10 protein-coding genes and 1 pseudogene are annotated in these 14,977 nt (G+C 65.7%); 4 read left to right on the top strand and 7 right to left on the bottom strand.

What is annotated here, in order from left to right; translation table 11 throughout:
* Window positions 1-650 precede the first annotated feature (650 nt).
* Window positions 651-866 carry a VF530 family protein gene (locus ACOAPY_RS15320; protein WP_465156826.1) on the top strand — a complete coding sequence of 72 codons (216 nt, stop codon included), beginning with the start codon at window positions 651-653 and terminating at the stop codon, window positions 864-866.
* A gap of 8 nt (window positions 867-874) precedes the next feature.
* Here ACOAPY_RS15320 and ACOAPY_RS15325 read toward each other — a convergent pair whose 3' ends face one another.
* The 5 genes from ACOAPY_RS15325 to ACOAPY_RS15345 form a co-directional block, all read right to left on the bottom strand.
* Window positions 875-1,651 carry a substrate-binding periplasmic protein gene (locus tag ACOAPY_RS15325; RefSeq protein ID WP_465153864.1) on the bottom strand — a complete coding sequence of 259 codons (777 nt, stop codon included), beginning with the start codon at window positions 1,649-1,651 and terminating at the stop codon, window positions 875-877.
* A 69-nt stretch (window positions 1,652-1,720) separates the two neighbouring features.
* Entirely contained in the window at window positions 1,721-2,248 is a 528-nt protein-coding gene (locus ACOAPY_RS15330; RefSeq protein ID WP_465153865.1) for a DUF3087 domain-containing protein, read from the bottom strand.
* A gap of 83 nt (window positions 2,249-2,331) precedes the next feature.
* Window positions 2,332-3,429 carry a GGDEF domain-containing protein gene (locus ACOAPY_RS15335; protein ID WP_465153866.1) on the bottom strand — a complete coding sequence of 366 codons (1,098 nt, stop codon included), beginning with the start codon at window positions 3,427-3,429 and terminating at the stop codon, window positions 2,332-2,334.
* 85 nt (window positions 3,430-3,514) lie between these two features.
* The gene (gene hrpA, locus ACOAPY_RS15340) at window positions 3,515-7,561 is read right to left on the bottom strand and encodes an ATP-dependent RNA helicase HrpA (protein WP_465153867.1); all 4,047 of its coding nucleotides are present in this window, start codon (window positions 7,559-7,561) and stop codon (window positions 3,515-3,517) included.
* A gap of 73 nt (window positions 7,562-7,634) precedes the next feature.
* Window positions 7,635-8,135, bottom strand: a complete 501-nt coding sequence (locus tag ACOAPY_RS15345; protein ID WP_465153868.1) for a MarR family winged helix-turn-helix transcriptional regulator — start codon at window positions 8,133-8,135, stop codon at window positions 7,635-7,637.
* A 74-nt stretch (window positions 8,136-8,209) separates the two neighbouring features.
* Between ACOAPY_RS15345 and ACOAPY_RS15350 the strand changes: the two genes are divergently transcribed.
* From ACOAPY_RS15350 to ACOAPY_RS15360, 3 genes and pseudogenes are all read left to right on the top strand, one after another.
* Window positions 8,210-9,088, top strand: coding sequence for a DMT family transporter (locus tag ACOAPY_RS15350; protein ID WP_076579380.1), 879 nt, complete (start codon window positions 8,210-8,212; stop codon window positions 9,086-9,088).
* Between the two features lie 559 nt (window positions 9,089-9,647).
* A pseudogene (locus tag ACOAPY_RS15355) lies at window positions 9,648-9,809 on the top strand (HAMP domain-containing protein); the annotation flags it as partial.
* Between the two features lie 114 nt (window positions 9,810-9,923).
* Window positions 9,924-10,679, top strand: coding sequence for a methyl-accepting chemotaxis protein (locus ACOAPY_RS15360; RefSeq protein ID WP_372237600.1), 756 nt, complete (start codon window positions 9,924-9,926; stop codon window positions 10,677-10,679).
* A gap of 492 nt (window positions 10,680-11,171) precedes the next feature.
* Here the strand turns inward: ACOAPY_RS15360 and fadD1 are convergent, their stop codons facing one another.
* The gene (gene fadD1, locus ACOAPY_RS15365) at window positions 11,172-12,863 is read right to left on the bottom strand and encodes a long-chain-fatty-acid--CoA ligase FadD1 (RefSeq protein ID WP_465153869.1); all 1,692 of its coding nucleotides are present in this window, start codon (window positions 12,861-12,863) and stop codon (window positions 11,172-11,174) included.
* Between the two features lie 231 nt (window positions 12,864-13,094).
* Complete coding sequence (gene fadD2, locus ACOAPY_RS15370) at window positions 13,095-14,783, bottom strand: long-chain-fatty-acid--CoA ligase FadD2 (protein ID WP_465153870.1); 1,689 nt, start codon at window positions 14,781-14,783, stop codon at window positions 13,095-13,097.
* Window positions 14,784-14,977 lie beyond the last annotated feature (194 nt).

Genomic DNA, 14,977 nt, shown 5'->3' on the forward strand with positions numbered 1-14,977 from the left:
GTCACGAAGGGACGTCCCTGTCCCTTCGTTCCTCGCTCGGCGTCCTGCCTCGCGTCCCCCTGCGCAACACCTCCACTCGGCCTCCTGACGGGGTTCGGGCTCCGAGTTGCCTGATGGCTTTTACTGGCGCTGCGCGCATTGATCGTTCCCATGCTCCGCGTGGGAGCGCAGCCGTTGATGCTCCTGCGTCCATTCGTTGGTTTATACGGGTCGGCAGGGCTGTGACGCGGAGCGTCGCGGGATCAGCTCCCACGCGGAGCGTGAGAGCTGGAGAAGGCACATGACTGTCAGGCAGCTCCAAACGCCCCTTCAGGAGGGTGAGCGGAATCGTTGCGTAGAGGGGTGAGCCGCATGGATGCGGCGAAAGGCTTAAAGGGCCAGGGACGGCCCTTGTAAGCCGACCCTCGGAGCAGCGATGGAGTGAACGAACCCGGAGCGAAGCGCAGGGCCGGATGGCGGGGCAAGCGCTTTTGGTTACTTTTGTCGCGACTGACAAAAGTGACCCGCCCAGCAGGGCGGAATCAGTGCAGTAAGCAAGTAGATAAATAGTATCGGCACGAACTAGAGCCCCTCTCCCCTACCCCTCTCCCGTAAACGGGAGAGGGGAGGTACAGTGCCCCGCTCCAACTCCCTCGCCAGCCCTGAGCAAGATCCCGATGAGCAACGACCCTCTTCATGGCCTGACCCTGAAAGCCATCCTCCAGGCCCTGGTCGACAAACACGGCTGGGAGCGCCTCGGCCAGCTCATCGCCATCCGCTGCTTCACCCACGACCCCAGCCTCGAATCCAGCCTCAAGTTCCTGCGCAAGACGCCCTGGGCGCGGGAAAAGGTGGAAGCGCTCTACATCAAGGACATCGCCCGCTAAGGAAGCGCTCAGCGCTGCAGGTAGCGCGCCTGGATGCGCGCATAGTGGCCCTCGGCAATCTGCCGGCGCAGGGCCTCGGCATAGCGCTGAACGAACTCGGCGGACAGGCTCTTCTTGCTGAAAGCGACCTCCGCCCCCTCGCTGGACACCACCACCGGCGTCGCCCGGATCTGCTCGCTCAGGCCCAGCTCCATCAGCTCCTGCTGGCCAGTGTGCTCGTCGGCGATTACGCCATCGAGGCGGCCCTTACCGAGCATACGCCAGAGGCTGGCGCGGTTCGCGCTGAACTCCATGCGCTCATGGAAGGCAGGCTCCTGGAGCAGTGCCTGATAACCGGGCCCGTAGGACACATCAATCTGCGCACCCAGGCGGAATGGCGTGTCGCGCAGCTGCAGCAGTTCAGTGACCGACCAGCGCGCGGCCGCCTGGTGGCTCATGAACAGGATGTTGCGCGAGGGCTCCTCGACGACGCCGGAGAAGTGCGCATAGACCTCACGCTCGGGCTTGCGGAAGGCGCCGGTAAGTACATCCAGGCGCCCCTGCTCCAGCTCGCGCAGCGCCCTGGCCCAGGGCAGGCGTACCAGGCGGACCTCGCAACCCAGCTCATGCAGCACACGGCGGGCACTGTCGACGGAAATGCCGCCGATGGAACCATCGGCCAGCTGCATGCTGTAGGGCGGGTCGTTGTCCCAGCGCAGCGATACCACGCAGGTGGCGCCGGCCAGGCCGGGAGCGAGCAACGATGCGCCCAGCAGGAGGCGCAGGAGCAAACGCATGAGGGGCATCGGAGTGCTCACGAAGTGACTGCAGCCGACTCTAAGAGAAAGCCCCTGCGCGGGTAAAGCGCGCTCGACTCAGGCTTTGTGGCGCTTCACCGCTTCCAGCCAGGCCAGGTCGAGGCGTTTCTGCTCGGTGTCCAGCCGGCGCTGCTCCATGGCCTCGCGGTGCGTGTCGATTTCGCGGGTCATCTGGCTCAGCTCGCTGCTGTTGCCATCGAGCTGGTGCATCTGAACCACCCCCAGGTGGTAGAAGCGCAGCAGCTTCATGGCGGTCTCGTCCCCGGCGGCCACACCGGCTCTGACGTGGTGCATGACATTGGTGACGCGCATCAGGCTGCGCTTGAGCGCCCAGCCGTAGGCGGCAGCGGCCATGAACGGGCGGTGCCAGAGCTGCTGGCGCACTACGGCCACAGTCAGGGCCAGGCCGCTGAGCACGCCGAGCAGGTTCCACTTGAAGTTGTCACCGGGCGGGCCGCCGAACAGCTGGGTGCTGGCGGTGGCGCAGAGCATGGCCAGCACCAGGAAGATGGCGATGACCACGAAGGTGCTGCGGCGGGTCTGCTGGCGGTAGAGCTCGGGGCTCATGGGCTGGATTTCGAACATGGTCTACCTGAGTGAATAGCGGAGGAGCGCCACCTTGCCTGAACGCTCGGCGAGGGTCGAGTCCCAGTGGGTGACAAAGCGCTTCAGAGCACTTCGATGCGATCGCGGCCGTTGGCCTTGGCTCGGTACAAGGCGCGGTCGGCACGGTCGAGCATGCTTTGCGGGTCCTCATCGCCGTGGTAGTGGGTAACGCCAAAGCTGGCGGTCTTGCGCACCACGGTGTCGAAATCGAACTGGCGGATGCGTTCCTGCAGGGTGCGCGCGGCGGCCTGGGCCTGCAACGCGTCGATCTCCGGCAGGATGATGAGGAACTCCTCGCCGCCCAGGCGGCCGACCTTGTCCACGCTGCGCACGTTGTCGCGCAGCAGCGTGGCGAACTGGCGCAGCACGCTGTCGCCCACCGTGTGGCCGTGGTCGTCGTTGACGTGCTTGAAGTGGTCGATGTCCAGCAGGATCACCGAGAACGGCGTGCCGTAACGACGCGCGCGGGCGAACTCCTCGGCGAACAGCTGGTCGATGCGCGCGCGGTTCCACAGCCCGGTGAGCCCGTCAAGGCTGGCGCTCAGGGCCAGCCGGCTCTGGTGCAGGAACATGGTCTTGTGCGCCTTCTCGAGCATGAAGGCGCACAACGCGCCGAACGACAGCGAGGCCAGCACCCAGATGCAGTGCAGGCGCTGCACGCCCGGCTGCAGGGCATCCGGCAGGGTGACCAGGAGCAGCACCAGGGTCGAGCCCGACGCGGTCAGCGTGGCCTGGCGCAGGGTCAGGCCGGACACGGTGAAGGTCCACATCAGGTTGAGGTAGATCTCGGGTACGAAGTAGGCGAAATCCGGCTTGCCGTAGTTGAACGCCAGGTTGGCGGCCACCGAGCCCACCGGCGCCACGCAGAGGATGGCCAGCATCCAGCGGTGCCAGGCCTCGAAGTAGCTCAGCACGCCCACGGCGAGCAGCGCCAGCGGCACCAGCAGGCCATGCGCAAGCAGGCGCAGGCCGAGCTGATCCTGCGCCACGTTCTGCTCGATCAGCGCGTAGATCAGGTACAGCGCCATGGTCAGGAAGGCGAGGTGGCGTACCTGCGGCAGCTTGGCCTGACGATACCAGCAGGCAAATTCCTGGCGCGTCGCCTGCGGCAAGCCGTGCAACGGGTCCAGCGTCCGTGTCAGCCTGTGGATCAAGGTCACCTGGGCGCTCCTGTCCAGTGCGTGCCGCCCTGCTGCGGCTCACTTATGTCGGCAGTGGCGCCGCCGACATGAGCTCAGAATGCCATCAAGCCTCCACCTGGCTCCACTGCTTGGCCAGGCGCTTATCGGATACTGCCATTTTCGTGCCCAGTTGCTGAGCGAACAGCGACACCCGGTACTCCTCGAGCATCCAGCGATACAGCACCAGCTCGGCGTCACGCTTGCCCTCCTGGGCGTGCTTGGCGGCGCGTGCCTGGTACTGCTCCCAGGCGGCGCTCAGCTCGCCGGTCCAGACGCGGTCGCGCTGCACTTGGCTGGCGACCTTGTCCAGGCGCTGTTCGATGGCCTTGAGGTAGCGCGGGATCTCCTTCAGCCACTCGCCCGGGGTCTCGCGCACGAAACCGGGGTAAACCAGGTTGGCCAGCTGCTGCTTGATGTCGTTGAGGGCCATGGCCTGGGCCAGGTCGATCTTGCCCTTGAAGCGCTTCTGCAGGCCGTGGGTGAGCTTGAGGATGTCCAGGGTGAGTTTGGCGATGCGCTCGGCGTGGCCGGTCCAGTCGCCACGCTTGCGCTCGGCCAGCTGCGCCAGGGCGGCGCCATCGCGCGGCAGCGTCGTTTCGCCGTCGAGGATGCAGGCGTCGAGGCTGGCCAGCAGGATGTCCTCGACCAGCGCCTCGGGCCGGCCCATCTCACGGTACAGCAGGCCCAGCTCAGTGAGGCCCGGCAGCTTGCCGCGCAGGTACTTGGCGGGTTCGGCCAGTTGTTGCAACAGCAGCTTCTGCAGCGCGCGGCGGTGCTGGAAGTCGGCCTCGGCCTGGGTCGGGAAACGGCCTTCCTTGACCACCCCACCCTCTTCCACCAGGGCCGGGAACACGGTCATGGAGAGGCCAGCAATCTTCTGCTGGGTTTTCTCGGCGACCTGGGCGAAGGCCTTGGCCTCGACCGGCTTCTGTTCCTGCTTCTGCTGCGGAATGGCGAGGGCGGCCTGGCTGGCTTCGGCGAAGCGCGCACACAGCTCGGCGAGGTCGCGGCCTTCGCCAAGGAACTTACCGCGCGCATCGACCACTTCGATGTTCATCTTCAGGTGGTGTTCCAGCTGCTGCGCCGACTCCCCCCAGGCCTCTTCGGGCACGCGGGCACCGGTCATGCGGGTCAGCTCACGACCGAGCGACTCGGGCAGCGAGCCCTGGCCGAAGGCAATCTTCGACAGGGCCGCGCCGACGAAGTCCGGCACCGGCACGAAGTTCTTGCGGATGGCCTTGGGCAGGCCGCGCACCAGGGCGACGGCCTTGGCCTCGATCAGGCCCGGCACCAGCCATTCGAGACGGTCCGCCGGCAGTTGCGGCAGCAGCGGCGCCGGTACGCGCAGGGTCACACCGTCGCGCGGGTGGTTGGGCTCGAAGTGGTAGGTCAGCGGCAGTTGCAGCTCACCGAGCTGGAGAATGTCCGGGTACTGCGCGGCGGTCACTTCCTTGGCATCGCGCGCCAGCACGTCTTCCTCGCGCATGATCAGCAGCTGCGGGCTCTTCGCGCCTTCGCTCTTGTACCAGTGCTCGAAGGTCGCGGCCTGGTGGATCTCCGCCGGGATGCGCGCCTCGTAGTAGGCGTAGAGGGTTTCCTCGTCGGCCAGGATGTCGCGGCGGCGGGCCTTGGCTTCCAGCTCGTCGAGGCGTTCGAGCAGCTCGCGGTTGGCCGCCAGGCAGCGGGCGCGGCTATTGATCTCGCCGCGCACCAGGCCCTCGCGGATGAACAGCTCACGCGAGGCGACCGGATCGACCGGGCCGAAATGCACGGGGCGGCGGCCGACCACGATCAGGCCGTAGAGGGTGACCTGTTCAAAGGCCACCACCTGGCCACGGCGCTTCTCCCAGTGCGGCTCGAAATGGTTCTTCTTGATCAGGTGGCCGGCCAGCGGCTCGATCCAGTCCGGCTCGATCTTGGCCACCATGCGGGCGAACAGCTTGGTGGTTTCCACCAGCTCGGCGGTCATCACCCAGGCCGGCTTCTTGCGCCCGATCACCGACGACGGATGAATCCAGAAGCGCCGCTGGCGCGCGCCGAGGTAGTCGCCGTCTTCGCTCTTCTGGCCGATCTGGCTAAGCAAGCCGGACAGAATCGCCTTGTGCACAGCCGCGTAGCTCTTGGCGCGCTGCGCCGCCTCGCTGGCCTCGGCCTGCTCGCGGACGATGACATTGACCTTGGTATCGGTGGTGGGCTGCGGCGCGCTTTTGTGGGAGCGGCCTTGGCCGCGATCAGCTGCCTGAAGGCCGCTCCCACGCCTACTCTCCGATTGGCTCGCCGACAGCTGCAGTTCGCGGGCGATCAGCACCAGCTGGCGATGCGCGTCGCGCCACTCGCGCAGGCGCAGGTAATTCAGGAAGTTCTTCTTGCACCAGTTGCGCAAGGGGTTTGCGCCCAGCTCCTGGCGCTTCTCCTCGAAGCCACGCCACAGGTTGATCAGCGCGGCGAAGTCGGAATCCACATCCTTCCACTGCGCATGCGCCTGGTCGGCCGCCTGCTGGCGGTCCATCGGCCGCTCGCGCGGGTCCTGCACGGACAGCGCCGAGGCGACGATGAGGATCTCGTCCAGGCTGCCGAGCTTGGCTGCCTCCAGCACCATGCGACCCAGGCGTGGGTCGATGGGCAGGCGCGCCAGTTGGCGGCCCAACGGGGTGAGCTGGCCCTCGCGGTTGACCGCCGAGAGTTCCTGCAACAGGTTGAAGCCGTCGCTGATGGCCTTGCCATCTGGCGGCTCGATAAAGGGGAAGTCCTCGATGCTGCCCAGGCGCAGGTGCAGCATCTGCAGGATCACCGCCGCCAGGTTGGTACGCAGGATTTCCGGATCGGTGAATTCGGGGCGGGCGAGGAAGTCCTCCTCGCTGTACAGGCGGATGCAGATGCCCGGTTCGACTCGGCCGCAACGGCCCTTGCGCTGGTTGGCGCTGGCCTGGGAGATGGCCTCGATGGGCAGGCGCTGCACCTTGGCGCGGTAGCTGTAGCGGCTGATGCGCGCGGTGCCGGAGTCGATCACATAGCGGATACCCGGCACGGTCAGCGAAGTCTCGGCGACGTTGGTGGCCAGCACGATCTTGCGTGCGCCCATCGGCGCGAAGATTTTCTGCTGCTCGGCCGGAGTCAGCCGCGCGTACAGCGGCAACACCTCGGTCAGGCGCAGGTTGGCTTTGCGCAGCACCTCGGCGGCCTCGCGAATCTCGCGCTCGCCGGGGAGGAACACCAGCACGTCGCCGGGGCGCTTGCCTTCGGCCCGTTCGTGGGCGGCGATCTCGTCCAGCGCGGCGAGGATGCCCTGGTCGACGGTCAGGTCGTCGAGCAGGCTCTCGCCCTCCTCGTCCACCTCGGCGGCCAGCGGGCGGTACCAGGTGTCCACCGGATAGGTACGCCCGGACACCTCGATGATCGGGGCGTTATTGAAGTGCTTGCTGAAGCGCTCCAGATCGATGGTCGCCGAGGTGATGATCAGCTTGAGATCGGGGCGGCGCGGCAGCAGGGTCTTCAGGTAGCCGAGCAGGAAGTCGATGTTCAGCGAGCGCTCGTGGGCCTCGTCGACGATGATGGTGTCGTACTTTTCCAGGAAGCGGTCGTGCTGGGTTTCGGCCAGCAGGATGCCGTCGGTCATCAGCTTGATCAGGCTGGCGTCGCCGGAATGGTCCTCGAAGCGCACCTGGTAGCCGACCAGCTCGCCCAACGGCGTGCCGATCTCCTCGGCCACGCGGGTCGCCACGCTGCGAGCGGCCAGGCGGCGCGGCTGGGTGTGGCCGATCAGGCCGTGCACGCCGCGGCCCAGCTCCAGGCAGATTTTCGGCAGCTGAGTGGTCTTGCCCGAGCCGGTCTCGCCGGCAATCACCAGCACCTGGTGTTTTTCCAGCGCCTTCTTGATCTCGTCGCGCTTGGCAGCGATCGGCAGGGCGTCGTCGTAGCGGATCGCCGGGATGCTCTGCCGGCGCGCCTCGACCTTGGCCACTGACGCCTGGAAGCGCTCCAGCCACTGCGCCAGCCTGGCCTCGTCCTGTGGCGTCTGCTTCTGCAGCTCGTGCAACTGGCGGCGCAGGCGGTGGCGATCGGCCTGCATGGCCTGGTCGAGGTTCTTCTGCAAGGTGTGGAAGTCGGTCATTGCAACGCGGCGGTCTGGCGAGGGCGGGCGGCGATTGTCGCAGATTGCACGGCCCGGCGTGAAACCGCGCGGCTCAGCGCCCGGCTGGCGGCAGGCCGGCGAGCAGCTTGCCGAGCAGGTCGAACAGCTGGGTTTGCTCGGCTTCATCCAACCCCGCCAGCAGGCGCTGCATGTTGGCCACGTGCGACGCCATGATGCCGTCGATCAGGGCGAAGCCGGCGTCGGTCAGCGCCACCAGCACGCCGCGTCGGTCGCTCGGGTGCTTGCGCCGCTCGATCAGCCCGGCCTTCTCCAGGCGGTCGATGCGGCTGGTCATGCCGCCGGAGGAGATCATCGCCGCCTCGTACAGTGCGGTGGGCATCAGCGCATAGGGCTCGCCGGCACGGCGCAGGGTGGCCAGCAGGTCGAACTCGCCCGGTTGCAGGCCGTGGGCGGTGAAGAACGGCACTAAGTGATCGCGGCTGATCAGCTGGCTCAGCTCGCTCAAGCGCCCCAGCAGGGCCATGGGCGCGGGATCGAGGTCGGGACGCTGCTGGCGCCACTGGTCGGCGGCGGTTTGCGCACGGTCATGCATGGGCGGCTCCAATTATCTTGCCATCAAGATACTTATCATCAAGAATGCAGCCATCCTAACCCGAGGTGAGCGTCATGTCGCGCCCCTGGCTTTCCCTGTTCCTGCTGCTGGCCGTGGGCAGTCTGCTCGGCCTGATCGGCAATGTCGCCAAACTGGCCGCCGCCAGTGGCTGGCCACCGGTGGCCCTGCTGCTGTGGAGCCTGCTCGGCGCCGGCGGCCTGCTCTGCCTGCTGGCGCTGGCCCGCGGCGAGGCGCCGAGCCTGAGTCGCCCCTATCTGCGTTACTACCTGATCTCCGGGCTGGTCAGTATCAGCCTGCCCAATGCCCTGCTGTTCAGCGCCATCCCCCATGTCGGCGCCGGCTTCGCCTCGCTGTGCCTGGCCTTCCCGCCGCTGCTGACCTATGTGCTGGCCCTGGCCCTGCGCATGGAGGGTCTGCAGCGCCTGCGCCTGCTCGGCATCCTGATCGGCCTGGCGGGCAGCCTGATCCTCGCCCTGGGCAAGCTCGGCAGCGGCGACAGCCCGCTGCTCTGGGTACTGGCGACGCTGGTGATGCCGGTGTTCCTGGCCATCGGCAACGTCTACCGCTCGCGCCACTGGCCGGAAGGCGCGCGCCCGCTGCAGCTGGCGCCCGGCATGCTGCTGGCCGGCGCCCTGCTGCTGTTGCCGCTGGGACTGTTCGGCGTGGAACTGCGCCCGGCCTGGGAGCAGGCCGCCGGAGCCTGGTGGCTGGCCGCCGAGGTGGCACTGTTCGCCGGCATGTACGCGCTCTACTTCGTGCTGCAGAAGGTGGCCGGCGCGGTGTACCTGAGCCAGATCGGCTCGGTCACAGCGATTACCGGCGCAGCGGTGGCGATCTTCCTGCTCGGCGAACAAGGCTCGGCGTCCATGTTACTGGCAGCCCTGTGCACCACGCTCGGTGTAGCCCTGGTGGCATTGCGCGCGGCGCGCTAAAGATCGCCTAATCTCAACCGCTATAAAGAGCAGCGGCGGCTCTCTTGACCCGGATCAAGCGGGGACGAAATGCCGCATGCATGATAGCGGCCTTGTGCCATCCCATCAGTCGATGAAGAAGTTCGCCATGGATGCGTGGATTCGCAATCTCTCCCTGAAATACAAGTTCTGGGCCGTCAACCTGGTGGCCTTCTTCACCACGCTGTTGCTGGTGTTGTTCGCCATGCAGCAGGAACAGGCCGGTCGCGCCGACGCCGCGCGCGAGGCAGCCCAGGCACGCGCACAACTGCTGGCTACCTGGCCGGCGGGCACACCGCTGCCGCGTGATGCCCAATTGCTGCCCTTCCCCGCCAGCGGCCAACCGCCACTGGGCTTGTCGTCCTCCGCCCGCGGCTGGACGGAACTGGAGCACGATGCGCTGTGGGCCGACTCGCCGGTGATCGGCGCCTGGGTCCAGGAAGTCGCCGGCCAGCGCGTGGCGGTGACCGCGCAGGCGCCGAGCCTGTGGCAGGTGTTCGAGGACCGGGCCGGTGCCTACGCGGTGTGCGTCTTCGTGCTGATGCTGCTCCTGCTAGCAGCTTCGCAACTGCTGATCCACTTCATCCTCAGCCACCTGCACCAGTTGAAGGACGTGATGCTGCACGTGGAGCGCAGCGGCGACCTGTCCGCGCGCGCCGAATTGAACAGCGGCGATGAGGTGGGCCAAATGGCCAATGCCTTCAACGCCATGCAGGCCGGATACCAGCGCGTGGTCGGCACCGTGGCCCAGGCCGCCGCCAGCCTCGACGAAGGTGCGCGGCGCCTGGCCGTGAGCATGGAGCAGGTGCGCAGCGGCATGCTCGGCCAGCAGAGCGAGACCGACCAGGCCGCCACCGCGATCAACGAGATGTCCACCACCGTGCACCATATCGCCCAGCACGCTGCCGACACCCGCGACCAGTCCACCGAGGCGGATCGCCTCAGCGGCGTCGGCCAGCAGGTGGTGGCGCGTGCCGGTTCGGCCATCGCCAACCTGTCGCAGGGCGTGCAGCAGACGGCCGAGATGATCCAGAAGCTGGCCGACGACAGCCGCACCATCGGCGGTATGGTCGAAACCATTCACGGCATCGCCGAGCAGACCAACCTGCTGGCGCTCAACGCCGCCATCGAAGCAGCGCGTGCTGGCGAGATGGGCCGCGGCTTCGCCGTGGTGGCCGATGAGGTCCGCAACCTGGCCAGGCGCGTGCAGGACTCCACCGACGAGATCACCCGCATGATCGGCAACCTGCAGGCAGCCAGCCGCGATGCCGTGGAGTTCATGCAGGAAAGCTCGATCAAGGCCGACCACTGCGTGCAGGAAGCCAATGCCGCCGGCGAGGCCCTGGGCGATATCGCCCGCGCCGTGGCGCTGATGCGCGAAAGCAACACACAGATCGCCGTGGCCGCCGAGCAGCAGAGCCAGGTCGCCGAGGAGATGACCCGCTCGGTGGTGGGCATCCGCGACGTTACCGAGCAGACGGTGCAGCAGACCCTGGCCTCCGCCAGCACCAGCCACGAACTGGTGGGGCTGGCCGAAGACCTGGGCAAGGCAATCCGCAAGCTCAAACTGTAAGGGGCCGGAACACGCGAGCCATTGTCGTGCCTTGGGGCGCCGGATCACTCCATGGATAGTCGGGCTACGTCGGCGCACACCCTCGGCGATGCAGCCAGACGTGCGCCGTCATGCCCCCGCATCATACCGATCGGCTACAGCTAACCCGCAGCACGCCCCTTATCGACTACTTCGTGATTGAGGCGCCCCATGCGTTTCTCTCCCACAACATCGGCGGCGAGGAGCCGCCCAAGGCCCTCGCTGCGAACATCCTGCCGCCGGCGGTGACACTGCACCAGCCCGACCGTAGCGCCCGGAAGGACCGCCCTCGGCGTCGATATCGGGCACCGTCAGGCTTCGGACAGGCCGCCTCGTGCCAGGCATGCATCTACCCCGGAAACGAGCAGCCAACTAACCTGCCCGAGGCTTTGCGCCGGGCGCTATTGCCCGAATGAGAGAACCGCAGAAACGAAAAAGCCCCGCCAAGGCGGGGCTTTTTCATGTGGCGGAAGATCAGGCCGTGGCGGCGATCTTCTTCAGCTCCTGGTCGCGCAGCTCGCGGCGCAGGATCTTACCGACGTTGGTGGTCGGCAGGCTGTCGCGGAACTCGACGAAACGCGGCACCTTGTAACCGGTGACGTTGGAACGCATGTGCTCCAGCACCTGCTCCTTGGTCAGGCTCTCGCCCGGACGCACCACGATGAAGACCTTGATCGCCTCACCCGACTTCTCGTCCGGCACGCCGATGGCCGCGCACTGCAGCACGCCCGGCAGGGTGGCGAGCACATCTTCCAGCTCGTTCGGGTACACGTTGAATCCGGACACCAAGATCATGTCCTTTTTGCGGTCGACGATGCGCATGTAGCCGTCGTCCTGGATCACCGCGATGTCGCCGGTCTTCAGCCAGCCATCAGCCGAGAGCATCTCGTCGGTGGCTTCCTGGCGCTGCCAGTAGCCCTTCATCACCTGCGGGCCCTTGACACACAGCTCGCCACGCTCGCCCATCGGGAGGTCGTTGCCTTCGTCGTCGATGACCTTGCACAGGGTCGAGGGCACCGGAATACCAATGGTACCGATCTGGATGTTCTGGTACGGGTTGACCGACACCACCGGGCTGGTTTCGGTCATGCCGTAACCTTCACAGATGGAGCAGCCGGTGACTTCCTTCCAGCGCTCGGCGGTGGCCAGTTGCAGGGCCATGCCACCGGACAGGGTCAGCTTCAGGCTGGACAGGTCCAGGCGACGGAAGTCCTCGTTGTTGCACAGGGCAACGAACAGGGTGTTGAGACCGACGAAGGCGGTGAACTTCCACTTGCCCAGTTCCTTCACGGTACCCGGCAGGTCACGCGGGTTGGTGATGAGGATGTTGTGGCTACCGGTCAGCATCATCGCCATGCAATGGAAAGTGAAGGCGTAGATGTGGTACAGCGGCAGCGGGCAGATCACGGTCTCGCAGCCTTCGCCGAGGTTGGAGCCCATCAGCGCCTTGGCCTGCAGCATGTTGGCCACCAGGTTGCGGTGGGTCAGCATGGCACCCTTGGCGACGCCGGTGGTACCGCCGGTGTACTGCAGCACGGCGATGTCACCATTGGCCGGGCTGGCCTCGCTGACCGGCTTGCCACGGCCCAGGGCCAGGGCCTTGGTCAGCTTGACGGCCTGCGGCAGGTTGAATGCCGGGACCATCTTCTTCACGTGCTTAACCACGGTGTTGACCAGCAGGCGCTTGAGCGGCGGCAGCAGGTCACCCACTTCGGTGACGATGACGTGCTTGATGCCGGTCTTGGGCAGCACTTCCTCGGCCAGGTGGGCCATGTTGGCCAGGCACACCAGCGCCTTGGCGCCGGAGTCGTTGAACTGGTGTTCCATCTCCCGCGCGGTGTACAGCGGGTTGGTGTTGACCACGATCATGCCGGCGCGCAGGGCGCCGAATACCACGACGGGGTATTGCAGGACGTTGGGCAACTGCACGGCGATGCGATCGCCGGCCTTGAGGTCGGTGTGGTTCTGCAGGTAGGCGGCGAAGACGCCGGAGAGCTCGTAAAGCTCGCCGTAGGTCAGGGTCTTGCCCATGTTGCTGAAAGCAGGCTTATCGGCAAAACGTTGGCAGGACTCTTTCAGTACGGCCTGGATATTGGGGTACTGGTCGGCATCGATTTCGGCAGCGATTCCGACAGGGTATTTGTCCTTCCAGAAGTTATCGGTCATGGAAGCCTACTCCTGAGCAACAGCTTGTCTACACCGCGCGCAATGGCGGTTGTTTGTTGTGATGATTGACCTTGACGCGAGGTGGGGACTGGCGCAAAGCGTGCCGAGAGTAGCAGCTTTGCCGGGGAGCGCCTAGCACCAAACATGGCCCCGGCGGTCAGAAAAATGACCGATCATATTAGATCGGTCATTTCCTGATAGAGCAGATGGGAACCGCTTGAGGACGGGGCTTCAGGCGATGTCGCGCAGCTCGCGACGGAGAATCTTGCCGACCGGCGTCATCGGCAGGGCATCCTTCAGCACGATGTGCTTGGGCACCTTGTAGCCGGTGAAGTTCTCCTTGCAATAGGCCTTGATCTCCTCGACGGTGACCCCGCCCTCGCGAGCGACCACGAACAGCTTGACCGCCTCGCCGGACTTCTCGTCCGGCACACCGATGGCCGCGCAGCTGGCCACCTTCGGATGCGCCATGACCACTTCTTCGATCTCGTTGGGATACACGTTGAAGCCGGAGACGATGATCATGTCCTTCTTGCGGTCGACGATGCGCGTGTGGCCATCCGGATCGATCACGGCGATATCACCGGTCTTGAACCAGCCCTCCTCGTCCAGCACCTCGGCCGTCGCCTCTGGGCGCTGCCAGTAGCCCTTCATCACCTGCGGGCCCTTGATGCACAGCTCGCCGCGCTCGCCCAGCGGCTGCTCGACGCCGTTGTCGTCGATCACCTTGAGCGTGGTGCCGGCCACCGGAATGCCTACCGAGCCCAGGCGCGCCAGCTTGCCGTAGGAGTTGGTGGTGGCTACCGGCGAAGTCTCGGTGAGGCCATAGCCCTCGACGATGGTGCAGCCGGTCATCTGCTGCCAGCGCTCGGCGGTGGCTTTGACCAGTGCCGTGCCACCCGAGTTGGTGACTTTCAGGCGAGAAAAATCGAGATTCTTGAAGTCCGGATGGTCCATCAGCGCGACGAACAGGGTGTTCAGCCCCAGCAGCGCGGAGAACTGCCACTTGCCCAGTTCCTTGACGAAGCCGGGGATGTCGCGCGGGTTGGTGATCAGTACGTTGTGGTTGCCACTGACCATCATGCACATGCAGTTCGCAGTGAACGCATAGATATGGTAGAGCGGCAGCGGCGCGATCATGACCTCGCCGCCTTCCTTCATCAGCGGCAGACCATCGTCACCGAGCTGCTGCAGGCAGTTGTACACCTGCAGCATGTTGGCCACCAGGTTGCCGTGGGTGAGCATGGCCCCCTTGGCCACCCCGGTGGTGCCGCCGGTGTACTGCAGTACGGCGATATCATTCAGCTCCTGTTTGGCCGGCTGGAAGGCGTGGCCCTTGCCTTCGCGCAGCACCTGCTTGAAGGAGATGGCCTGCGGCAGCTGGTAATCCGGCACCATTTTTTTCAGGTGCTTGACCGCCGCGTTGATCAGCAGCCCCTTGAACGACGGCAGCATGTCGCCCAGGCGCGCTTCGATCAGGTACTCGACCTGGGTATCGGGCAGCACTTCCTGCACCGACTTGCCGAAGGTATTGAGGTAGACCAGGGCACGCACACCGGCGTCATTGAACTGGTGGCGCATCTCGCGCACGGTGTACAGCGGGTTGGTGTTGACCACGATCAGCCCGGCGCGCATGGCGCCGAATACAGCGATCGGATACTGGAGCACGTTGGGCATCTGCACGGCGATACGATCACCGGGCTTGAGGTCGGTATTCTTCTGCAGCCAGGCGGCGAAGGCTGCGGAATGGCGCTCCAGTTCGGCGTAAGTCAGCGTAACACCGAGGTTGGTGAAGGCCGGGCGATCGGCGAATTTCTTGCAGGATCGTTCGAAAACCTCGACCACCGAACGATAGGAAGCGAAGTCGAGCTGGTTGGCGACACCGGCAGGGCGTTTGTCGTCCCAGAAATCAGGTTGCATTGTTGTTATTCCCCTAGACCTGAAGATGCGGGCCAGCCACCTGGGTTGCGGCCGGGCTGATCGGGAACTTAACAGCTCCATCCGCGCCGGCATATCCCCCGGCCACGCTCATTGACCGCATGAATCTTTACCATGCTTTTCAGCGATTCCCCGCGCACTGGTCTATAGCTTGTTGTGCCTCCCTGCTCGGCATC

Source organism: Pseudomonas stagnisoli (genome assembly GCF_048595745.1).
Classification (GTDB): Bacteria; Pseudomonadota; Gammaproteobacteria; order Pseudomonadales; family Pseudomonadaceae; genus Aquipseudomonas; species Aquipseudomonas alcaligenes_A.